Annotated in this window: 22 protein-coding genes; all 22 read left to right on the forward strand. The window is 61.2% G+C overall.

The window, feature by feature from the left end:
• Position 1 precedes the first annotated feature (1 nt).
• The 22 genes from fliH to PSUM_RS14845 all read left to right on the forward strand — a co-directional run bounded on the left by fliH (position 2) and on the right by PSUM_RS14845 (position 21,134).
• On the forward strand, positions 2 to 784 hold the full coding sequence (gene fliH, locus PSUM_RS14740) for a flagellar assembly protein FliH (RefSeq protein WP_033044921.1): 783 nt from the start codon (positions 2 to 4) through the stop codon (positions 782 to 784).
• A complete protein-coding gene (gene fliI / locus PSUM_RS14745) occupies positions 774 to 2,132 on the forward strand; it encodes a flagellar protein export ATPase FliI (RefSeq protein ID WP_020796957.1) in 1,359 nt (452 codons plus the stop codon). Before fliH ends, fliI begins: the two co-directional genes overlap by 11 nt.
• Before the next feature lie 6 nt (positions 2,133 to 2,138).
• Complete coding sequence (gene fliJ, locus PSUM_RS14750) at positions 2,139 to 2,588, forward strand: flagellar export protein FliJ (RefSeq protein WP_042955322.1); 450 nt, start codon at positions 2,139 to 2,141, stop codon at positions 2,586 to 2,588.
• Positions 2,589 to 2,755: 167 nt separating this feature from the next.
• On the forward strand, positions 2,756 to 3,055 hold the full coding sequence (locus PSUM_RS14755) for an STAS domain-containing protein (protein ID WP_083348433.1): 300 nt from the start codon (positions 2,756 to 2,758) through the stop codon (positions 3,053 to 3,055).
• 5 nt (positions 3,056 to 3,060) lie between these two features.
• Positions 3,061 to 4,767 carry an ATP-binding SpoIIE family protein phosphatase gene (locus tag PSUM_RS14760; protein ID WP_020796960.1) on the forward strand — a complete coding sequence of 569 codons (1,707 nt, stop codon included), beginning with the start codon at positions 3,061 to 3,063 and terminating at the stop codon, positions 4,765 to 4,767.
• Between the two features lie 30 nt (positions 4,768 to 4,797).
• A complete protein-coding gene (locus PSUM_RS14765; protein ID WP_083348434.1) occupies positions 4,798 to 5,148 on the forward strand; it encodes an Hpt domain-containing protein in 351 nt (116 codons plus the stop codon).
• A gap of 101 nt (positions 5,149 to 5,249) precedes the next feature.
• A complete protein-coding gene (locus PSUM_RS14770) occupies positions 5,250 to 6,530 on the forward strand; it encodes a flagellar hook-length control protein FliK (RefSeq protein ID WP_083348435.1) in 1,281 nt (426 codons plus the stop codon).
• A gap of 165 nt (positions 6,531 to 6,695) precedes the next feature.
• Entirely contained in the window at positions 6,696 to 7,196 is a 501-nt protein-coding gene (gene fliL, locus PSUM_RS14775) for a flagellar basal body-associated protein FliL (protein ID WP_020796964.1), read from the forward strand.
• Positions 7,197 to 7,205: 9 nt separating this feature from the next.
• Positions 7,206 to 8,174, forward strand: coding sequence for a flagellar motor switch protein FliM (gene fliM / locus PSUM_RS14780; protein ID WP_020796965.1), 969 nt, complete (start codon positions 7,206 to 7,208; stop codon positions 8,172 to 8,174).
• A gap of 64 nt (positions 8,175 to 8,238) precedes the next feature.
• Entirely contained in the window at positions 8,239 to 8,697 is a 459-nt protein-coding gene (gene fliN / locus PSUM_RS14785; protein WP_020796966.1) for a flagellar motor switch protein FliN, read from the forward strand.
• Positions 8,698 to 9,150 (forward strand): flagellar biosynthetic protein FliO, encoded by a 453-nt coding sequence (gene fliO / locus PSUM_RS14790; RefSeq protein WP_083348436.1) that lies wholly within the window; start codon positions 8,698 to 8,700, stop codon positions 9,148 to 9,150. It begins immediately after the preceding gene.
• Positions 9,150 to 9,908, forward strand: coding sequence for a flagellar type III secretion system pore protein FliP (gene fliP / locus PSUM_RS14795; protein ID WP_083348437.1), 759 nt, complete (start codon positions 9,150 to 9,152; stop codon positions 9,906 to 9,908). Before fliO ends, fliP begins: the two co-directional genes overlap by 1 nt.
• Positions 9,905 to 10,174: a flagellar biosynthesis protein FliQ gene (gene fliQ, locus PSUM_RS14800; protein ID WP_020796969.1), complete on the forward strand. Its 270-nt coding sequence runs from the start codon at positions 9,905 to 9,907 to the stop codon at positions 10,172 to 10,174. The genes fliP and fliQ overlap by 4 nt, the downstream gene beginning before the upstream one ends.
• A gap of 3 nt (positions 10,175 to 10,177) precedes the next feature.
• Positions 10,178 to 10,963: a flagellar biosynthetic protein FliR gene (gene fliR, locus PSUM_RS14805; protein ID WP_008058628.1), complete on the forward strand. Its 786-nt coding sequence runs from the start codon at positions 10,178 to 10,180 to the stop codon at positions 10,961 to 10,963.
• Between the two features lie 3 nt (positions 10,964 to 10,966).
• Positions 10,967 to 12,106, forward strand: a complete 1,140-nt coding sequence (flhB, locus tag PSUM_RS14810; protein WP_020796971.1) for a flagellar biosynthesis protein FlhB — start codon at positions 10,967 to 10,969, stop codon at positions 12,104 to 12,106.
• A gap of 215 nt (positions 12,107 to 12,321) precedes the next feature.
• Positions 12,322 to 14,451 (forward strand): flagellar biosynthesis protein FlhA, encoded by a 2,130-nt coding sequence (flhA, locus tag PSUM_RS14815; protein ID WP_083348438.1) that lies wholly within the window; start codon positions 12,322 to 12,324, stop codon positions 14,449 to 14,451.
• Between the two features lie 11 nt (positions 14,452 to 14,462).
• Positions 14,463 to 15,794, forward strand: a complete 1,332-nt coding sequence (gene flhF, locus PSUM_RS14820) for a flagellar biosynthesis GTPase FlhF (RefSeq protein WP_083348439.1) — start codon at positions 14,463 to 14,465, stop codon at positions 15,792 to 15,794.
• Positions 15,795 to 15,910: 116 nt separating this feature from the next.
• Positions 15,911 to 16,741 carry a flagellar synthesis regulator FleN gene (fleN, locus tag PSUM_RS14825; RefSeq protein ID WP_007975361.1) on the forward strand — a complete coding sequence of 277 codons (831 nt, stop codon included), beginning with the start codon at positions 15,911 to 15,913 and terminating at the stop codon, positions 16,739 to 16,741.
• A complete protein-coding gene (fliA, locus tag PSUM_RS14830) occupies positions 16,738 to 17,478 on the forward strand; it encodes an RNA polymerase sigma factor FliA (protein ID WP_008001745.1) in 741 nt (246 codons plus the stop codon). The genes fleN and fliA overlap by 4 nt, the downstream gene beginning before the upstream one ends.
• A gap of 166 nt (positions 17,479 to 17,644) precedes the next feature.
• A complete protein-coding gene (locus PSUM_RS14835; RefSeq protein WP_003183998.1) occupies positions 17,645 to 18,016 on the forward strand; it encodes a chemotaxis response regulator CheY in 372 nt (123 codons plus the stop codon).
• Between the two features lie 19 nt (positions 18,017 to 18,035).
• Positions 18,036 to 18,824 carry a protein phosphatase CheZ gene (locus PSUM_RS14840; RefSeq protein ID WP_020796974.1) on the forward strand — a complete coding sequence of 263 codons (789 nt, stop codon included), beginning with the start codon at positions 18,036 to 18,038 and terminating at the stop codon, positions 18,822 to 18,824.
• A gap of 45 nt (positions 18,825 to 18,869) precedes the next feature.
• Positions 18,870 to 21,134: a chemotaxis protein CheA gene (locus PSUM_RS14845; RefSeq protein WP_020796975.1), complete on the forward strand. Its 2,265-nt coding sequence runs from the start codon at positions 18,870 to 18,872 to the stop codon at positions 21,132 to 21,134.
• The last annotated feature ends 51 nt before the right edge of the window (positions 21,135 to 21,185 follow it).

Consider the following 21,185-nt stretch of genomic DNA (forward strand, 5'->3'; position numbering starts at 1 on the left):
CATGGCCAAGAATGACGAGCTGCCCTCTGACCTGATCCGCGCCAGGGATGTCGGAGGTTTCGATACCTGGGCGCTGCCCAGCTTCGATCCGCCGGCCCCTGAGCCGGAGCCCGAGCCCGAACCCGAGCCGCCGGAAATGGAGGAGGTGCCGCTCGAAGAGGTCCAGCCACTGACCCTCGAAGAGCTCGAGAGCATTCGCCAGGAAGCCTATAACGAAGGTTTCGCGGTGGGCGAAAAAGAAGGGTTCCATAGCACCACGCTCAAGGTTCGTCAGGAAGCTGATGCGGCGTTGGCGGCCAAGGTTGCCGCGCTTGAAAAGTTGATGGCGCATCTGTTCGAACCCATCGCCGAACAAGACACGCAGATTGAAAAGTCCCTGGTCGAACTGGTGCGGCACATGACCAAACAGGTGATCCAGCGCGAACTGGCCATGGACTCGACGCAGATCGAACACGTGATGCGCGAAGCCCTCAAGCTGTTGCCGTTGGGCGTCAACAACGTGCGGCTATACATCAATCCGCAGGATTTCGAACAGGTCAAAGCCCTGCGCGAGCGACATGAGGAAACCTGGCGCATCGTCGAGGACGAAGCGCTGTTGCCCGGTGGTTGCCGAGTCGAAACCGAACACAGCCGCATCGATGCCACGGTCGAAACCCGTGTGACGCAGGTGATGGACAAGCTGTTCGACCAGCTTCACGAGCAGGCCTTGCACCCGGCGGCGCCGGATCTGAGCATCGATCTGTCCAGCGCAAGCAAACCAGTGGCGGTTCCCGATGCACCTTAAACGCACCAGTTTCGCCAAGCGCCTGGGCAGTTACGCCGGGGCGATCGAACTGGCCGGCGCACCGATCCTCGAAGGCCGCCTGTTGCGCATGGTCGGCCTCACGCTGGAAGCCGAGGGCTTGCGCGCGGCCATGGGCAGCCGCTGCATGGTCATCAACGATGACAGCTATCATCCCGTGCAGGTCGAAGCCGAAGTCATGGGCTTTTCCGGCAGCAAGGTGTTTTTGATGCCGGTGGGCAGCGTAGCCGGCATTGCCCCCGGTGCCCGGGTAGTGCCCCTCTCCGACAGCGGTCGCTTGCCGATGGGCATGAGCATGCTCGGGCGCGTACTCGACGGTGCTGGCCGCGCCCTGGATGGCAAGGGCGGAATGAAGGCCGAAGACTGGGTGCCGATGGACGGCCCGACCATCAACCCGCTCAAGCGCGAGCCGATCAGCGAGCCCCTGGATGTGGGCATTCGCTGCATTAATGGCATGTTGACGGTCGGGCGCGGTCAGCGGCTTGGCCTGTTCGCCGGTACCGGCGTTGGTAAATCCGTACTGCTGGGCATGATGACGCGCTTCACCGAGGCCGACATCATCGTCGTCGGCCTGATCGGTGAGCGCGGTCGAGAGGTCAAGGAGTTCATCGAGCACATCCTCGGTGAAGAAGGGCTCAAGCGCTCGGTGGTGGTGGCGTCGCCCGCCGACGATGCACCCCTGATGCGTCTGCGCGCCGCCATGTATTGCACGCGAATCGCCGAGTATTTCCGCGACAAGGGCAAGAACGTGCTGCTGCTGATGGATTCGCTGACGCGTTTCGCCCAGGCCCAGCGGGAAATTGCCCTGGCCATTGGCGAGCCACCGGCGACCAAGGGGTATCCGCCCTCGGTGTTCGCCAAGTTGCCGAAACTGGTAGAGCGCGCGGGCAATGCCGAGAAGGGCGGTGGCTCGATCACCGCGTTCTATACCGTGCTGTCCGAAGGCGACGACCAGCAGGACCCGATTGCCGACTCGGCGCGGGGCGTGCTCGACGGGCACATCGTGCTGTCGCGGCGTCTGGCCGAGGAAGGCCATTACCCGGCCATCGATATCGAGGCGTCCATCAGCCGGGTCATGCCGGCGGTAGTCTCGCCGGAGCACATGACTCGGGCGCAGTACTTCAAGCAGTTGTGGTCGCGCTACCAGCAGAGCCGCGACCTGATCAGTGTCGGCGCCTACGTCGCCGGCGGTGACCGCGAGACCGACCTGGCGATTTCCCTGCAGCCGCAACTGGTCAAATACCTGCGCCAGGGCCTCAACGACAGCATCAGCCTGGGCGAAAGCGAGGCGTATCTCGCCTCGATCTTCGCGCCCGCGGCGGGCGGTTAACCGGCCATGGCCCAGACTCGGGCGGGCCGCCTGGCTCCCGTGGTGGAAATGGCCGAGAAGGCCGAGAAAACCGCGGTCCAGCGCCTGGGACACTTCCAGGGGCAAGTGCGCCTGGCCGAAAGCAAGCTGGCCGACCTCGAAGCCTTTCGGCTCGACTATCAGGAACAGTGGATCGTACGCGGCAGCAGTGGCGTGTCCGGCCAATGGCTGCTGGGCTACCAGGGCTTTCTCGCGCAGTTGGGCACGGCCATCGATCAACAGCGGCAAAGCCTGGCCTGGCACCAGAACAACCTGAACAAGGCGCGCGACACCTGGCAGCAGGCGTTCGCCCGGGTAGAAGGCTTGCGCAAACTGGTCCAGCGCTACCAGGACGAAGCGCGGGCGCTGGAGGACAAGCGCGAGCAAAAGCTGCTGGATGAATTGTCCCAGCGGTTGCCGCGCCATGATGCGTATTGAGTCATATGGACCGCGTTATCGTTCTTCGCGAGCAGGCTCGCTCCCACAGGAGAAAGGCGGTCAACCTGTGGGGCTCAAGGCCTCTAAAAATATCCTGCCTTGCCCCAACCTCTACCCAATGCTAAACCTTGTACAAGAAGGTTTACCAACGACAAGGAAGCCATGACATGTCAGTTGTTTCAGAAGTGTCCCCGGATGGGCAAAAGCTGACGATATCGGTCAAGGGACGATTCGATTTCGCCAAGCATCAGGAATTTCGTCAATCCTACGAAGACAAGGCGCTCGCCGAAGTCGTCGTCGATCTGAGGGAAGCCACCTACCTCGACAGTTCCGCCCTGGGCATGTTGCTGCTGTTGCGAGATCACGCTGGCGGCGACGATTCCGATATTCGCGTGGTCAACAGCAATTGCGACGTGAGGAAAATCCTCGCCATTTCCAACTTCGACAAGCTGTTCGACATCAGTTGATCACTGTGCAACCGGCACTCGAATCGCTGACGATCCTGATCGCCGAAGACAGCGCCGCCGATCGCATGCTGTTGTCGAGCATCGTGCGCCGTCAGGGGCATCAAGTGCTGACGGCCGCCAACGGCGCCGAAGCGGTGGAAATATTTCGCCAGCAACGCCCGCAGCTGGTGTTGATGGACGCGATGATGCCGGTGATGGATGGCTTCGAGGCGGCCGCGCAAATCAAGGCATTGGCCGGGGAAACCCTGGTGCCGATCATCTTCCTCACCTCGCTGTCGGAAAACCAGGCATTGGCTCGTTGCCTGGAGGTCGGGGGTGACGATTTTCTGGCAAAACCGTACAACCAGGTGATTCTTGCCGCCAAAATCAAGGCGATGGACCGCTTGCGGCGCTTGCAGGCCACTGTTGTACAGCAGCGCGACCAGATCGCCAGGCACCACGAATACTTGCTCAACGAACAGCGCGTGGCCAAGGCGGTGTTCGACAAGGTGGCTCATTCCGGCTGCCTGAATGCGCCCAATATCCGCTACCTGCAATCGCCTTACGCATTGTTCAACGGCGACTTGCTGTTGGCCGCCTTCACCCCGGCAGGGGACATGCATGTGCTGCTCGGCGATTTCACCGGCCATGGCCTGCCCGCCGCCGTTGGCGCCATGCCCCTGGCCGAAGTCTTCTACGGCATGACCGCCAAGGGCTACGGCCTGGCGGAAACCCTGCGCGAGATGAATGCCAAGCTCAAGCGCATCCTGCCGGTGGACATGTTCTGCTGCGCCACGATGCTGTGCCTGAGTGCCCAGAATCACTCGGTGGAGGTCTGGAACGGCGGCATGCCGGACGGCTACCTGTACAGCGTTGCCAGCGGCGAGCGAACGCCACTGACCGCGCGGCATTTGCCACTGGGGGTGCTGAGCCCGCCTACCTTCGATGATCGCACCGAAGTGTTTCCGATGGCCCCGGGTGATCGGATATTCCTGTTGTCCGACGGGGTGATCGATACCTGCGACGCCGATGACCAGCTGTTTGGTGTGCAGCGGTTGCAGCAGGTATTTGCCGCCAATCGTCAACCCGACACCTTGTTCGAGGATATCGAGCAGGCGCTTCGGGACTTTCGTGGTGAGGCGCGCGACGACGTCAGCATGGTCGAGGTCAGCCTGCCTGCGCCCACGCAGGCGAGCCCGCCGCTGCCGATCTATTCCGACAGTGGCCAGTCCTGCCCTCTGGACTGGTCGGCCAGTTTCGAGTTTCGCGCTGCGACGCTCAAGCGCTTCAATCCGTTGCCCCATCTCTTGCAACTGCTGCAGGAAGTGCACGGTCTGCGGGCTCAAAGCGGGGCGCTCTACAGCGTACTGGCCGAGTTGTACTCCAACGCCCTGGAGCATGGAGTGCTAGGCCTGGATTCCAGCCTTAAACGCGATGTGTCGGGTTTCACCCGCTATTATCAACAACGCAATGCACGCCTGGACGAGCTTGAGGACGGTTATGTCCGGGTGCATTTACAGGTTACCCCGCAAGGCGAGGGTGGATGCCTGGCAATTCGCGTCGAGGACAGCGGCAAGGGATTTGATGTCGGGCGGGTACTGGAACGTCCTGTCGATCCTGTCCGTCTGTCTGGACGTGGAGTCAGTCTGATCCGTCAGTTGGGTCATAATGCAAGCTGGTCTGACGATGGTCGAAGTGCCCGCGTGGAGTTTCTCTGGAAGGCTCTGGCATAATCCATAAATTCTTGATCAAGGAGCGAACAAGTGGCTGATGAACATCTGGACCTCGACGCGCTGAACGAGTTGCGCGAGGTCATGGAGGACGCGTATCCGCAGTTGCTGGATACCTTTCTCGCCGATTCCGAAGAGCGCCTTCAAGCATTGCGCGAGGCAGGGAAAGCTGCGCAGCTGGTAGACGTGGCGCACAGCTTCAAAGGCAGCAGCAGCAACATGGGCGCCGTCAAGCTTGTCGCGCTATGTGGCGAACTTGAGAAAAATGCTGAAAAGCTTTCGCCCTCCGAAATCCAGGAGCTGATCACTGCAATCGACCTTGAGTTCGCGATCGTTCGGCCTCTTTACGAAGCTGAGCGGCAACGGTCCCTGGCGGAAAGCTGAGGCGCAAGACGCTTTTCGTCGCCATCAGGCGAAACTGGCCCGCCCCTTGCTATTAACTCTTGCAACTGTACCTACGATCCCAGTGCAGCGGAGACCGTTAAATGCCCTTTACCCCAAATTCTCTTCTTCAGGCCGCCGCTCAGGCCAAGAGTCAGGCCGCCGCCGCCCCTTCCACGAAGGTCGCCGCCGAGCCCGGGGACAAGGCGTCGAGCTTCTCTCAGGTGTACGCCGCACAAGGCCGGAACCCGGCTGCTGACGGACCTTCGAAACCACAACCTCACAAGGCTGCCGACAGCCTCGGTAAAAAGGACGACGTCAAGGATAACGCTGCCGCCGAGAAGCCTGTCGTTGCCGATAGCGGCAAAAGCTTGCCCGCCGACAAGCCGGCGCAAGCCGACGACAAGCAGGACAGCGCCGATGCGACGGACGAACAGGCAGGGGGCGTCGAAGCTGCGCCGGTTGATCCTGTCGAGGTGCCTGTCATCGCGGCGCCTGTTGTGGCTGATCAACCAGCCGTCGAAGCGCCCGTTGCGGCGGTCATCCCGCCAATCGTCCCCGCCACTGACACAGGATTCGATCCCGAAGCCGACCCACTGGACGCCCTGCCAGCCCTGCGCATGGCCATGGAGCAGAGTGGCCATGTCTCGGCCTCAAGCCAGGCACAACCCAAGGCAGCTCCGACCGAGGTCGACGGTGAACGGACGGCGGCGCAGACCTTCGCCGCTGGCATGGCGAACATGCTCGACGTGCAAACCGACATGGACAGTACCGACCAGGGCGGCGACCAGGCCTTCAGTGGCCTGATCGATGATGGGCTCAAGGACCTCAAGTCTGCCAGCAGCGATACCCGGGTCGACGATTTCGCCGACCGCCTGGCGGCACTGACCCAGGCAGCGACGCCAAAAACCGCCAACGCCCTGCCGGTCAACCAGCCCATCGCGATGCATCAGAGCGGTTGGACGGAAGAAGTGGTGAATCGGGTCATGTACCTGTCCAGCGCCAATCTCAAGGCGGCCGACATCCAGTTGCAGCCGGCCGAACTCGGCCGTCTCGACATTCGGGTGAACATGGTGCCCGATCAGCAGACCCAGGTGACGTTCATGAGCGCGCATCCGGGCGTGCGTGAAGCGCTGGACGGGCAGATGCAGCGTTTGCGCGACATGTTCACCCAGCAGGGCATGGGCCAGGTTGACGTCAACGTCTCGGACCAGTCCCGGGGCTCACAGGACCAGGCGCAACATCAGCAGGCGCAGAGTGGACGCGCCAGTGCTGGCGGCGGTCGCCTTGATTCGATGGATGACGAGCTTTCGGCCAGCGTTACCCAAGTTGCGGCCAGCCCGACTAGCGTGATTGGCTCCAGCGCAGTCGATTATTACGCCTGATAATTCGCGGCGCCCCCTAAAAGATCGCAGCCTTCGGCAGCTCCTACAGGATGTACGCAGTCCAATGTAGGAGCTGCCGCAGGCTGCGATCTTTTGCTTCTGGCATAACACTTGCTCTTGCCTAGTCGCGCGACTGTAAAAACCGAATAGTGACGGATTATTGGCATGGCGAAGAGCGACGCAGCAGTAAAAGACCCCGCAACCAAAGGCAAACTCAAGCTGATCATCTTGATCGTGGTGGCGCTGTTGCTGGCGATCGGCTTGTCCGTGGGGGCGACCTGGTACTTCATGCACAGTGCCCAGAGCAAGCCTGCCGTCGTGGCCGAAACCACCCCCGTGGGCAAGCAGCCTGCCGTTTTCGAGCCGATGGCCCCGGCGTTCGTGGCCAACTACAACCAGAACGGACGCCAGCGCTACATGCAAGTGAGCATTACCATGCTTGCGCGCAACCAAGCGGATCTGGACGCGCTCAAGGTGCACATGCCGGTGATCCGCAACAACCTGGTGATGCTGTTCTCCAGTCAGGATTTCGCGACCCTCGCCTCGCCGGTCGGCCAGGAAATGTTGCGCCAGAAGGCCACCGCCAGCGTCCAGGAAGTGGCGCAGAAAGAGCTCGGCAAAGTGGTGATCGAACAGTTGCTTTTCACTAATTTCGTACTGCAGTAGGAACACGACATGGCCGTGCAGGACCTGCTGTCCCAGGATGAGATCGACGCGCTGTTGCATGGCGTCGACGATGGTCTGGTACAGACCGATATCGCTGCCGAACCCGGCACCGTCAAGAGCTACGACCTGACCAGCCAGGATCGCATCGTCCGTGGACGCATGCCGACGCTGGAAATGATCAACGAGCGTTTTGCCCGCTACACGCGCATCAGCATGTTCAACATGCTGCGCCGCTCGGCAGACGTGGCGGTCGGTGGTGTGCAGGTGATGAAGTTCGGCGAATACGTACACTCGCTGTACGTGCCGACCAGCCTCAACCTGGTCAAGATCAAGCCGCTGCGCGGCACGGCGCTGTTCATCCTCGACGCCAAGCTGGTGTTCAAGCTGGTGGACAACTTCTTCGGCGGCGACGGTCGCCACGCCAAGATCGAAGGCCGTGAGTTCACCCCGACCGAGTTGCGCGTGGTGCGCATGGTCCTGGAGCAGGCATTCGTCGATTTGAAGGAAGCTTGGCAGGCGATCATGGAGGTGAACTTCGAGTACATCAACTCGGAAGTGAACCCGGCCATGGCCAACATCGTCGGCCCGAGCGAAGCCATTGTAGTGTCGACCTTCCACATCGAACTCGATGGCGGTGGCGGCGACCTGCACGTGACCATGCCTTACTCGATGATCGAGCCGGTGCGCGAAATGCTCGATGCCGGCTTCCAGTCCGACCTGGACGACCAGGACGAGCGTTGGGTCAACGCCTTGCGCCAGGACGTGATGGACGTCGATGTACCGATCAACGCCACCGTTGCCCGTCGCCAGTTGAAGCTGCGCGACATCCTGCACATGCAGCCAGGGGACGTGATTCCCGTGGACATGCAGGAAGAACTGGTGATGCGCGCCAACGGCGTGCCGGCCTTCAAGGTCAAGATGGGTTCGCACAAGGGCAACCTTGCGCTGCAAGTGATCGAGCCGATCGAGCGCCGTTGAAGCGACGCAACTCCCCCTATTAATCAACTCTTCTAATTGAAGAGTTGTTCGCCGAGGACAAATGATGGCTGACAATATGAATACCCTGGACGATCAGGCGCTGGCTGATGAGTGGGCTGCTGCCCTGGAAGAAACCGGCGACGCCGGGCAGGCCGATATCGACGCATTGCTGGCCGCCGATGCTGGCCGTTCTTCGTCCAACCGCCTGCCCATGGAAGAGTTCGGCAGCGTGCCGAAAAACAACGACCCGGTGAGCCTCGAAGGCCCGAACCTGGACGTGATTCTCGATATCCCGGTGTCGATCTCCATGGAGGTCGGCAGCACCGACATCAACATCCGCAACCTGTTGCAGCTCAACCAGGGCTCGGTCATTGAACTGGATCGCCTGGCTGGTGAGCCGCTGGACGTGCTGGTCAACGGCACCCTGATCGCCCATGGCGAAGTGGTTGTGGTCAACGAGAAGTTCGGCATCCGCCTGACCGACGTGATCAGCCCAAGCGAACGCATCAAGAAGCTGCGCTGAGTGAAAAGGCTCCTGGGGTTGTTTTCGGGGCTGGCCCTGGCGTTGCCAGGCCTTGTGCTGGCCGCCGAGCCTGTCGCCAATGCCGCCGCCGCGCCCGCGGTCAACAGCGGCGTGGCCGGGCAGTTGACGCAACTGGTATTCGGCTTGTTGCTGGTGCTGGGGCTGATTTTCTTCCTCGCCTGGCTCTTGCGCCGGGTGCAACAGGCCGGGCCGGCCGGCAAGGGGCAGGTGATCGAGCTGATCGGTTCTCGCGCACTGGGGCCCCGTGATCGCTTGATGCTCGTGCAAGTCGGCAACGAACAGATCCTGCTCGGCCTGAGCCCGGGGGCCATCACGGCGTTGCATGTGCTCAAGGAGCCGGTGCAGGTGCCGAGCGGCACTGAAAAAGCTACCCCCGAGTTTGCCCAGCGCCTGATGGAGTTGATGGGCAAGGATCAGAAGGATAAGAAGTAATGGGCGCGCTGCGCATCATCTTGACCCTGGCCATGATGCTGGCCGCGCCGCTGGCGTTCGCCGCCGATCCATTGTCGATCCCGGCCATCACCTTGGGCACCAACGCCGAAGGTGCCCAGGAATATTCGGTCAGCCTGCAGATCCTGCTGATCATGACCGCGCTGAGTTTCATCCCGGCGTTCGTCATGCTGATGACCAGCTTCACCCGGATCATCATCGTCTTCTCGATCCTGCGTCAGGCCCTGGGCCTGCAGCAGACGCCGTCGAACCAGATCCTCACCGGCATGGCGCTGTTCCTGACGATGTTCATCATGGCGCCGGTGTTCGACCGGGTGAACCAGGATGCCTTGCAACCCTACCTGGCGGAAAAGATGACCGCCCAGGATGCCGTGGCCAAGGCCCAGGTACCGATCAAGGACTTCATGCTGGCCCAGACGCGCACCAGTGACCTAGAGTTGTTCATGCGCCTGTCCAAGCGCACCGACATTGCCACGCCGGACCAGGCGCCGCTGACCATCCTGGTGCCGGCCTTCGTGACCTCCGAGCTCAAGACCGCGTTCCAGATCGGCTTCATGATCTTCATCCCGTTCCTGATCATCGACCTGGTCGTGGCCAGTGTGCTAATGGCCATGGGTATGATGATGCTCTCGCCGCTGATCATTTCCCTGCCGTTCAAGATCATGCTGTTCGTGCTGGTCGATGGCTGGGCGCTGATCATCGGCACCTTGGCCAGCAGCTTCGGCGGTGTGTCGCCATGACGCCGGAAGTTGCCGTCGATATCTTCCGCGAAGCCTTGTGGCTGACCACGCTGATGGTCGCGGTGTTGGTGATCCCGAGTCTGCTGGTCGGCCTGGTCGTGGCGATGTTCCAGGCTGCGACGCAGATCAACGAACAGACCTTGAGCTTCCTGCCGCGCCTGCTGGTGATGCTGGTAACGCTGATCGTCGCCGGCCCTTGGCTGGTGCAGACGTTCATGGAATACATCCTGCAGCTGTACGGCAGTATTCCGCAGGTCATCGGCTAAGCCATGTCGTCGCTGCTGCAGCTGACCGATACCCAGATCAGTACCTGGGTGGCGACGTTCATGTTGCCGCTGTTTCGCGTCGGCGCCTTGCTGATGGTGATGCCAGTGTTCGGCACTGCCCTGGTACCCAAGCGCATTCGCCTGTACTTCGCCCTCGCCATCACTGTGGTCATCGCGCCGGGCCTGCCGCCGATGCCGCCAGTGAATGCACTGGACCTGAGCGGTCTGCTGCTGATTGCCGAGCAGATTCTCGTCGGCGCAATCCTGGGGTTCTCCCTGCAACTGTTCTTCCAGGCCTTCGTGGTGGCGGGGCAGATCGTCGCGATCCAGATGGGCATGGGCTTCGCCTCGATGGTCGACCCCACCAACGGCGTGTCGGTGGCGGTGATCGGGCAGTTCTTCACCATGCTGGTGACGCTGATGTTCCTCTCCATGAACGGCCATCTGGTGGTGTTCGAGGTACTGACCGAGAGCTTCACCACCTTGCCGGTCGGCAGCGGCCTGATGGTCAACCATTACTGGGAACTGGCCGGCAAACTCGGCTGGGTGCTCGGCGCGGCGCTGCTGCTGGTGCTGCCGGCGATCACCGCGTTGCTGGTGGTCAACATCGCGTTTGGCGTGATGACCCGCGCCGCGCCGCAACTGAACATCTTCTCCATCGGTTTCCCGCTGACCCTGGTGCTGGGGATGTTCATCCTCTGGGTCGGGTTGGCGGACATTCTCAACCAGTATCAACCGCTGGCCTCCGAGGCCTTGCAGTTTTTACGCGAACTGGCACAGGCGCGCTGAGGCATGGCTGAGAGCGAAAGCGGTCAGGACAAGACAGAAGACCCCACGGAGAAAAAGAAAAAGGACGCCCGTGAGAAGGGTGAGATTGCCCGTTCCAAGGAGCTCAATACCCTGGCGATCATGCTTGCCGGGGCCGGTGCGCTGCTGGTCTTCGGTGGGGCCCTGGCGCAGGACATGATGGACCTTATGCGCCTGAATTTTTCCCTGTCGCGTGACGTGGTGCTGGACCAGCGTTCGATGGGCACCTACCTCCTGCATTCGGGACAGATTGCCTTGCTGGCGATCCAGCCGGTGATGATCACCCTGCTGCTGGCCGCCTTGATCGGCCCGATCTCCCTGGGTGGCTGGCTGTTTTCCGCCGGCACCATGGCGCCCAAGTTCAGCCGCATGAACCCCGGCGCGGGTCTCAAGCGCATGTTCTCGGCCAAGGCCCTGACCGAACTGCTCAAGGCCCTGGCCAAGTTCTTCATCGTCCTGTTCGTGGCCCTGGCGGTGTTGTCGGCGGACATCGACGACCTGCTGCGCATCGCCCATGAACCGCTTGATCGGGCGATCACCCATAGCCTGCAAGTGGTCGGCTGGAGCACCTTGTGGATGGCCTGCGGGCTGATCATCATCGCCGCCGTCGACGTGCCGATCCAGATCTGGGAAAGCATCAAGAAGCTCAAGATGACCAAGCAGGAAATCCGCGATGAGCACAAGGACCAGGAGGGACGGCCGGAGGTCAAGCAGCGGATTCGCCAACTGCAGCGCGAGATGTCCCAGCGCCGGATGATGGCGGCGGTGCCGGATGCCGACGTGGTCATCACCAACCCGACCCACTATGCCGTGGCCCTCAAGTACGACCCGGACAAGAGCGGGGCGCCGATGCTGATTGCCAAGGGCAGCGACTTCCTGGCGTTGAAGATTCGCGAGATTGCGACGGCCAATGAAATTCTGCTGCTGGAATCCCCGGCGTTGGCGCGGTCGATTTATTACTCCACCGAACTTGAGCAAGAAATCCCTGGCGGCCTGTACCTCGCCGTCGCCCAGGTCCTGGCCTACGTCTACCAGATTCGCCAATACCGCGCGGGCAAGGGCAAGCGCCCGGACCCACTCAAGGATGACTTGCCGATTCCACCGGATTTGCGCCGGGATTCCTAGCAGCGTGATCGGTGTTGTGCACAAGCAGTGTTGCCCGGGCCGATCCCCTTGTGGGAGCGAGCCTGCTCGCGAAGACGGCCGTCCATGCGACTTGATTTTTCCCGACCAATCCCTCTGTTTCAACCCCTCACGAAAGTTGGAAGGCTTCTTGCAATAGCCGCTTTGCGCCAGCTTCTGGCGTCAAAAGTTTTGCTTCAAAGGAACGGGGAATACCGGTGGATCGCTCTCAGTTAATCAACAGTGCCCGCACGAACATGGCCGACCTCAGCCGAGGCAATCTGGGCGTGCCGTTGTTGCTGCTGGTCATGTTGGCGATGATGATGTTGCCGATGCCGCCGTTCCTGCTCGACGTGTTTTTCACGTTCAATATCGCGTTGTCGATTGTCGTCTTGCTGGTCTGCGTCTACGCCTTGCGGCCGCTGGATTTCGCGGTGTTCCCGACCATTTTGTTGGTGGCGACGCTCTTGCGCCTGGCGCTCAACGTGGCGTCCACCCGAGTGGTAATGCTTCACGGCCAGGACGGTCATGCCGCCGCGGGCAAGGTGATCCAGGCCTTCGGCGAGGTGGTGATCGGCGGTAACTACGTGGTCGGTATCGTGGTGTTCGCGATCCTGATGATCATCAATTTCGTCGTGGTGACCAAAGGCGCCGGGCGTATTTCCGAAGTGAGTGCGCGGTTCACCCTCGATGCGATGCCCGGCAAGCAAATGGCTATCGACGCCGACCTCAACGCCGGCCTGATCGATCAGAACCAGGCCAAGGCACGGCGTTCGGAAGTGGCGCAGGAAGCCGAGTTCTATGGCTCGATGGACGGTGCCAGCAAGTTCGTGCGCGGTGACGCCATCGCCGGCCTGCTGATTCTGTTCATCAACCTGATCGGCGGCATAGCGGTCGGTATCTTCCAGCACAACATGTCCTTCGCCGATGCCGGCAAGGTATACGCCCTGTTGACCATCGGTGACGGTTTGGTGGCGCAATTGCCATCACTGTTGTTATCCACAGCGGCGGCGATCATGGTGACCCGTGCTTCGGGCTCCGAAGACATGGGCAAGCAGATCAATCGGCAGATGTTCGCCTCGCCCAAGGCGTTGGCGGTGTCGGCGGGCCTGATGGCGGTGATGGGGCTGGTGCCCGGCATGCCGCACTTTTCCTTCCTGTCCATGGCGGCCCTGGCAGCGGGCGGTGCGTACCTGTTCTGGAAAAAACAGAACAGCGCCAAGGTGCAGGCCCTGCAAGAGGTCAAGCGTCAGCAGGAACTGTTGCCATCGCCGGCCCGGGCCCAGGAAACCAAGGAGCTGGGTTGGGATGACGTGACGCCGATCGACATGATTGGCCTGGAAGTGGGCTATCGCCTGATTCCGTTGGTGGACCGCAACCAGGGCGGGCAATTGCTGGCGCGGATCAAGGGCGTGCGCAAAAAGCTGTCCCAGGACCTGGGCTTCCTGATGCCCACGGTTCACATCCGCGATAACCTCGACCTGGCTCCGAGTGCCTATCGCCTTACCCTGATGGGGGTGATCCTGGCCGAGGCGGAGATTTACCCGGACCGCGAACTGGCGATCAACCCGGGGCAGGTCTACGGCACGCTCAATGGCATTACCGCCAAAGATCCGGCTTTTGGCCTGGAGGCGGTGTGGATCGAAATCAGCCAGCGCGCCCAGGCGCAATCGCTTGGCTACACCGTAGTCGATGCCAGTACCGTGGTGGCCACCCACTTGAACCAGATCCTGTACAAGCACTCCAGCGAGCTGATCGGCCACGAAGAAGTCCAGCAACTCATGCAATTGCTGGCGAAAAACTCGCCGAAGCTGGCCGAAGAGCTGGTGCCGGGCGTGCTGTCACTGTCGCAATTGCTCAAGGTCTTGCAAGCGCTATTGGCCGAGCAGGTACCGGTACGCGACATTCGTAGCATTGCCGAAGCCATCGCGAACAATGCCAGCAAGAGTCAAGATACCGCCGCGCTGGTCGCCGCGGTGCGTGTCGGCGTATCCCGCGCAATCGTGCAAAGCATTGTAGGCACTGACTCCGAGCTGCCAGTGATCACGCTGGAACCCAGGTTGGAACAAATATTGCTCAATAGTCTGCAGAAGGCAGGACAAGGCTCTGAAGAGGGTGTTCTGCTGGAGCCAAGCATGGCTGAGAAGCTGCAGCGCTCGTTGATCGATGCGGCGCAGCGGCAGGAGATGCAAGGTCAACCGGTGATTCTGCTGGTGGCCGGCCCGGTTCGCGCGATGCTCTCGCGATTTGGCCGGCTCGCAGTCCCGGGTTTGCATGTGTTGGCTTATCAGGAAATTCCTGACAACAAGCAAGTGACCATCGTTGCGACAGTAGGGCCCAACGGCTGAGGTAGTGATTCATGCAAGTTAAGCGTTTCTTCGCCGCCGATATGCGTCAGGCCATGAAGCTGGTTCGCGATGAGCTGGGCGCCGATGCCGCGATCATTGGCAACCGCCGCATCGCCGGTGGCGTCGAGATTACGGCTGCCCTGGATTACCAACTGTCGGCGCTGGCCCCGCGCGTTCCGAACATGGAGCTCGAGGACGAACTGCGCAAGACCCAGTCGCGCATCGTCAACGCCCAGGCCGAATTGAGCCTGCGAGGCGAGGGCGAAGGCGATAGCGACAAGAGCACTAATCGCCAGTTGTTTGCCGGCCTGCCGCTGACGGCTGCCGAGCCGCTGATCGAACCGACCCTGGCCGAGCCGCGCCGTCCCGCGCCCACGCCGGCCCCGGCGGCGACTATCGATACGCGGGTCTTCGACTCGATGCGTTCGGAACTCAACAGCCTGCGCGAACTGATGGAAGTACAACTCGGTTCCCTCGCCTGGAACCAGCTGCAGGGCAGCCGCCCGGACCAGGCGAACCTGTGGCGTCGCCTGCAGCGCATTGGCCTGTCCGGCCCGTTGTCGCGGGACCTGCTGGCGCTGGTCAGCGAAATTGAAGAACCCCGTCAGGCCTGGCGCATGTTGCTGGCGCACCTGGCGCGGATGATTGTCACGCCGGAAATGGAACCGCTGGAAGAGGGCGGCGTGATTGCCATGGTCGGCCCGGCCGGCATGGGCAAGACCACCACCCTGGCCAAGCTGGCGGCCCGTTACGTGCTCAAGTACGGCGCGCAGAACATTGCCCTGGTGAGCATGGACAGCTTTCGCATCGGTGCCCAGGAGCAGCTCAAGACCCTCGGGCGGATCCTCAATGTGCCGGTGACCCACGTCGATCCGAACCAGTCATTGGTCCAGGCGCTGGACCCTTTGTTGCGCAAGCGCGTGGTGCTGATCGATACCGCCGGCCTGCAAGCCAGCGACCCGGCCCTGCGCATGCAGCTCGAAAGCCTGGCCGGTCGAGGCATCAAGTCAAAAAATTACCTGGTCCTGGCAACCACCAGCCAGAAACAGGTTCTAACCGCTGCTTATCACAGTTACAAGCGTTGCGGGCTCGCTGGCTGCATCCTGACTAAACTGGATGAAACGGCAAGTCTGGGCGAAGTGTTGAGTCTGGCCATCAGCCATGAATTGCCGGTGGCCTACCTGACCGATGGCCCGCGGATTCCAGATGATCTGCATCTGCCGCGTCGTCATCAACTGGTCAGTCGGGCCGTCAGCGTGCAAATGCAGGAAGAACCCAGCGAAGAGGCCATGGCTGACATGTTCGCTGATATCTACCACAGTCCGACCAAGCAGGTTGGCTGAGGTAACAATGAATAGTTTTTGTACCCTACATCGATGGCCTGCCATGCATTGTTCCGGTTGTGAACGCGCAGCCAGTTATGTGGCCCCGTCTATGCAGAACAAGGTAAAGAAATAACATGGGCAGCATGCATCCTGTACAGGTGATCGCGGTGACCGGCGGCAAAGGTGGCGTCGGCAAAACTAACGTGTCAGTGAACTTGTCCCTGGCTTTGGCTGAGCTTGGCCGGCGCGTCATGTTGCTGGACGCTGACCTTGGGCTGGCGAATGTCGACGTTCTGTTGGGGCTGACACCCAAACGTACCCTGGCCGACGTGATTGAAGGCCGCTGTGAATTGCGCGACGTGCTGTTGCAGGGGCCCGGCGGCATCCGCATCGTTCCGGCGGCGTCCGGCACCCAGAGCATGGTTCACTTGAGCCCGGCGCAGCATGCCGGCCTGATCCAGGCCTTCAGCGACATTGGCGACAATCTCGACGTGCTGGTGATCGACACCGCTGCGGGCATTGGCGAGTCGGTGGTCAGCTTCGTGCGCGCGGCCCAGGAAGTGTTGCTGGTGGTCTGCGACGAGCCGACCTCGATCACTGACGCCTACGCGTTGATCAAATTGCTCAACCGCGATTACGGCATGAACCGTTTCCGGGTGCTGGCCAACATGGCGCAGAGCCCCCAGGAAGGGCGCAACCTGTTCGCCAAGTTGACCAAGGTCACCGACCGCTTCCTCGACGTCGCCTTGCAATATGTCGGTGCGGTGCCGTACGACGAAAGCGTGCGCAAGGCCGTGCAGAAGCAGCGCGCGGTCTACGAGGCCTTCCCGCGCTCCAAGTGCTCGCTGGCATTCAAGGCGATCGCGCAGAAGGTCGATACCTGGCCACTGCCCGCCAACCCGCGCGGGCACCTGGAATTCTTCGTCGAGCGCCTCGTGCAACAGACGGCAGGACCCGTGCTATGACCGCAAGCGGTTACAACCTCTACAAGGCATCGGCGCGTGACGCGCAGTACGAGCTGATCGAGCGTTACGCGCCGCTGGTTAAACGCATTGCCTATCACTTGCTTGCACGACTGCCGGCCAGTGTCCAGGTCGAAGACCTGATCCAGGCCGGGATGATCGGCCTGCTGGAAGTCTCGACCAAATACGACGCCAGCAAAGGCGCGAGTTTCGAAACCTACGCGGGCATCCGCATCCGCGGCGCCATGCTCGATGAAGTGCGCAAGGGCGACTGGGCGCCTCGTTCGGTCCACCGCAATACGCGGATGGTCAGCGACGCGATTCGCTCGATTGAAGCTAAAACCGGGCGTGACGCTAAAGATCACGAAGTTGCGGCCGAACTCCAATTGAGTCTTGACGATTACTACGGGATTTTGAACGACACCCTGGGCAGTCGGCTGTTCAGTTTCGACGACCTGTTGCAGGACGGCGAACACGAAGGGCTGCACGAGGATGGCGCCAGTGCGCATCTGGAACCGTCTCGCGATCTGGAAGATGAACGCTTCCAGGCGGCGCTGGCGGACGCGATCGCCAACTTGCCGGAGCGTGAGCGATTGGTGTTGGCGTTGTACTACGACGAAGAATTGAATCTCAAGGAAATCGGCGAGGTCCTGGGGGTCAGCGAATCCCGGGTCAGCCAGTTACACAGCCAGTGCGCGGCCCGTTTGCGGGGGCGTCTGGGAGAGTGGCGAGCGCGCTGAAGGCAGTGTGGGGGCACTGCGACGCGGCTGGTGGGGTGATGAACCGCGCCGGTCTCGATCCGTTGTATCCCAAACAGTCATCGAGTGTTTTGCCAGATTGATAGAAATGGCGTGTCCAGGTGCTGGGCGCGTTTTAGTCTGCTTGGAGGTCGAATTGGACAAGAACATGAAAATCCTCATCGTTGATGACTTCTCAACGATGCGGCGGATCATCAAGAACCTGTTGCGTGACCTTGGGTTCACCAACACGGTCGAGGCCGACGATGGCACTACCGCCATTCCGGTACTCAACAGCGGGAGCATCGACTTTCTGGTGACGGACTGGAACATGCCTGGCATGACCGGTATCGATCTGCTGCGTCATGTGCGCGCCGATGAAAAACTCAAGCACCTGCCAGTGCTGATGGTGACTGCCGAAGCCAAGCGCGAGCAGATCATCGAAGCGGCCCAGGCCGGCGTAAATGGCTACGTGGTCAAACCCTTCACGGCCCAGGCGTTGAAAGAAAAAATCGAGAAGATTTTCGAACGCATCGGTTGAACTGCGCCACGGGGGAGCTATGGAGCATAACGAGTCATCCCAGGGCGATTTTGAATCGACCCTGAAAAAACACGCCGTTGAATTGGTCGCGAGCCTTGAAAAGGGCAGGTTCGGCGATGCTGTGCAATTGATCCATGAGCTCAACCAGACCCGTGACCGTGGCCTGTATCAGGAAGTGGGCAAGCTCACCCGCGAGCTGCATAGCGCGATCGTCAATTTCCAGATTGACCCGCACATGCCGCAAGCCGAGGAAGTGTCACAGATCACCGACGCCACCGAGCGCCTGGGGTATGTGGTCAAACTGACGGAAGCCGCCGCCAACCGCACCATGGACCTGGTGGAAAACGCCACGCCATTGGTCAACGGCCTGGCTGAAGAGGCGCAGGGCTTGAGCGCCGACTGGGGACGGTTCATGCGGCGCGAAGTCGGGGCCGAAGAGTTTCGTGAACTGGCCCGGCGCGTCGATGGTTTCCTGGCGCGCAGCAGCGCAGACAATCGCGCCGTGTCCAGCAACCTCAACGACATTCTGCTCGCCCAGGATTACCAGGACCTTACCGGCCAGGTGATCAAGCGTGTGACCCAACTGGTCACCGAAGTGGAAAGCAACCTGCTCAAGCTCGTGCTGATGGCCAGTCAGGTGGACCGCTTTGCGGGCATCGAACATGACCGTGCGGCAATGCTTGCAGAAAAAGATCCACAAAAACATCTTTCCAAGGGTGAAGGTCCGCAGATTCATGCCGATAAAAGAGAAGACGTTATGTCCGGTCAGGACGATGTGGACGATTTGCTATCCAGCCTGGGTTTTTAAAGTTCAGGTTTTTTGGGTTTTTAGACCTGTAGGAGCACCCCCTTAATGAGCTTCGGCGCCGATGAAGAGATCCTTCAGGATTTCCTGGTTGAGGCCGGCGAGATTCTAGAGCAACTGTCCGAGCAACTGGTCGAGCTGGAAAGCCGTCCGGATGATGCGGACTTGCTCAATGCAATTTTTCGCGGTTTTCACACTGTAAAAGGGGGCGCCGGCTTCCTCCAGCTCAACGAGCTGGTGGAGTGCTGCCACATCGCCGAGAACGTGTTCGACATCCTGCGCAAGGGCGAACGTCGCGTCGACTCGGAATTGATGGACGTGGTCCTCGAAGCGCTGGATGCGGTGAACGGCATGTTCAGCGAAGTGCGCGAGCGTAGTCCGGTCACGGCTGCAACACCTGAGCTGCTGGCGGCACTGGCGCGTCTGGCCGAGCCGCAATCGGCTGACGAAGTGGCTGCTGCGCCTGTTGCTCCAGAGGTCGAAGCGCCTGTGGTTGCCGCCGATTCAGGCGATATCACCGATAACGAATTCGAACAATTGCTGGACTCGCTGAACGCCGTGAAGGCTCAGGCCGAGGCGCCGGCAGTTGTTCCAGCACCCGCCAGCGAAGTGCCTGCCAGCGACGAAATCACCGACGCCGAGTTCGAGTCGTTGCTCGATCAACTGCACGGCAAGGGCAAGTTCGCCGTCGATGCAGTGGCCCCGGCACCCGCCGCGCCGTCAGAGCCGTCAGCGGCGAAAGAGGCGGGTGATAGTTCCGACATCACCGACGAAGAATTCGAGGCCTTGCTCGACCAGCTGCATGGCAAGGGTAACTTTGCCGTTGAGGCGCTGGAGTCGGCCATTGCCTCTGTTCCAGCACCGGCAGCGCCAACCGCAGCGGCGGTCGGCAGTGATCTGATCAGCGATCATGAATTCGAGGCACTGCTCGACGAATTGCACGGCAAAGGCAAGTTCAGCGAAGTCGGCACCGCGACAACGGCCAGCAGCTCGAACGCCTCCGTGGCGGCATCGACCGCCAAGGTTGTCGCACCCAAGCCCGTTGCCAAGGCGCCCGAACCGCAAGCCAAAGCGCCGGCAGCCGCAGCACCAGTCGCGGCCCGAACTCCGGCCGCGCCGCCTGCGGAAAAACCGGCCAGTGAAGCCGAGACCACCGTGCGGGTCGATACCGCACGGCTCGACGAGATCATGAACATGGTCGGCGAGTTGGTGCTGGTGCGTAACCGCCTGGTGCGCCTGGGCGCCAACAGTGCCGACGAAGCCATGTCCAAGGCCGTGTCGAACCTCGACGTGGTCACGGCCGACCTGCAGACGGCGGTCATGAAGACCCGGATGCAGCCGATCAAGAAAGTGTTCGGACGCTTCCCGCGCCTGGTTCGCGACCTGGCGCGCCAGCTCAAGAAAGAGATCAACCTGGAACTGGTCGGCGAAGACACCGACCTCGACAAGAACCTGGTCGAAGCCCTGGCCGACCCGCTGGTCCACCTGGTGCGCAACGCGGTCGACCACGGCATCGAATCGCCGGAAGAGCGCGAAGCGTCGGGCAAGGCCCGTGGCGGCAAGGTGATCCTGGCGGCCGAGCAGGAAGGCGATCACATCCTGTTGTCGATTTCCGATGACGGCAAAGGCATGGACCCCAACGTCCTGCGTGCCATCGCGGTAAAACGCGGTGTGATGGACAAGGACGCGGCCGACCGCCTGAGCGATACCGAGTGCTACAACCTGATCTTCGCCCCGGGCTTCTCGACCAAGACCGAGATCTCCGACGTGTCGGGTCGTGGCGTGGGCATGGACGTGGTGAAAACCAAGATCTCCCAGCTCAACGGTTCGATCAACATCTACTCGGCCAAGGGCCAGGGATCGAAGATCGTCATCAAGGTGCCGCTGACCCTGGCGATCATGCCAACCCTCATGGTCATGCTCGGCAACCAGGCGTTCGCCTTCCCGCTGGTGAACGTCAACGAGATTTTCCACCTCGACCTGTCGCGCACCAACGTGGTGGACGGCCAGGAAGTGGTGATCGTGCGGGACAAGGCACTGCCGTTGTTCTACCTCAAGCGCTGGCTGGTCAGCTCCGCCGCTCACGAAGAGCAGCGCGAAGGCCATGTGGTGATCCTTTCGGTGGGCACCCAGCGGATCGGCTTTGTCGTCGACCAGTTGGTGGGCCAGGAAGAAGTGGTCATCAAGCCATTGGGCAAAATGCTCCAGGGAACCCCGGGCATGTCGGGCGCCACCATTACCGGTGACGGCCGCATCGCGCTGATTCTCGATGTTCCGAGCATGCTCAAGCGTTACGCCGCACGGCGTATTTGATTCTGGCGCAGCGGTGGCGACTGACGCCTCGCTGCGTCTAATGGAGTGTTT

Origin of the sequence: Pseudomonas umsongensis (assembly GCF_002236105.1) — a bacterium.
In the GTDB taxonomy this organism is placed as follows: domain Bacteria; phylum Pseudomonadota; class Gammaproteobacteria; order Pseudomonadales; family Pseudomonadaceae; genus Aquipseudomonas; species Aquipseudomonas umsongensis.

Excerpts from the sequence above, each read along its gene's own strand:
- PSUM_RS14840 (WP_020796974.1), top strand. The coding sequence starts at position 18,036 with ATGGAGCATAACGAGTCATCCCAGGGCGATTTTGAATCGACCCTGAAA.
- fliP (WP_083348437.1), top strand. The coding sequence starts at position 9,150 with ATGGGCGCGCTGCGCATCATCTTGACCCTGGCCATGATGCTGGCCGCG.
- fleN (WP_007975361.1), top strand. The coding sequence starts at position 15,911 with ATGGGCAGCATGCATCCTGTACAGGTGATCGCGGTGACCGGCGGCAAA.
- flhF (WP_083348439.1), top strand. The coding sequence starts at position 14,463 with ATGCAAGTTAAGCGTTTCTTCGCCGCCGATATGCGTCAGGCCATGAAG.
- PSUM_RS14755 (WP_083348433.1), top strand. The coding sequence starts at position 2,756 with ATGTCAGTTGTTTCAGAAGTGTCCCCGGATGGGCAAAAGCTGACGATA.
- fliA (WP_008001745.1), top strand. The coding sequence starts at position 16,738 with ATGACCGCAAGCGGTTACAACCTCTACAAGGCATCGGCGCGTGACGCG.
- fliH (WP_033044921.1), top strand. The coding sequence starts at position 2 with ATGGCCAAGAATGACGAGCTGCCCTCTGACCTGATCCGCGCCAGGGAT.
- PSUM_RS14770 (WP_083348435.1), top strand. The coding sequence starts at position 5,250 with ATGCCCTTTACCCCAAATTCTCTTCTTCAGGCCGCCGCTCAGGCCAAG.
- fliJ (WP_042955322.1), top strand. The coding sequence starts at position 2,139 with ATGGCCCAGACTCGGGCGGGCCGCCTGGCTCCCGTGGTGGAAATGGCC.
- fliN (WP_020796966.1), top strand. The coding sequence starts at position 8,239 with ATGGCTGACAATATGAATACCCTGGACGATCAGGCGCTGGCTGATGAG.
- fliQ (WP_020796969.1), top strand. The coding sequence starts at position 9,905 with ATGACGCCGGAAGTTGCCGTCGATATCTTCCGCGAAGCCTTGTGGCTG.
- fliL (WP_020796964.1), top strand. The coding sequence starts at position 6,696 with ATGGCGAAGAGCGACGCAGCAGTAAAAGACCCCGCAACCAAAGGCAAA.
- fliI (WP_020796957.1), top strand. The coding sequence starts at position 774 with ATGCACCTTAAACGCACCAGTTTCGCCAAGCGCCTGGGCAGTTACGCC.
- fliR (WP_008058628.1), top strand. The coding sequence starts at position 10,178 with ATGTCGTCGCTGCTGCAGCTGACCGATACCCAGATCAGTACCTGGGTG.
- PSUM_RS14835 (WP_003183998.1), top strand. The coding sequence starts at position 17,645 with ATGAAAATCCTCATCGTTGATGACTTCTCAACGATGCGGCGGATCATC.
- PSUM_RS14845 (WP_020796975.1), top strand. The coding sequence starts at position 18,870 with ATGAGCTTCGGCGCCGATGAAGAGATCCTTCAGGATTTCCTGGTTGAG.
- fliM (WP_020796965.1), top strand. The coding sequence starts at position 7,206 with ATGGCCGTGCAGGACCTGCTGTCCCAGGATGAGATCGACGCGCTGTTG.
- flhB (WP_020796971.1), top strand. The coding sequence starts at position 10,967 with ATGGCTGAGAGCGAAAGCGGTCAGGACAAGACAGAAGACCCCACGGAG.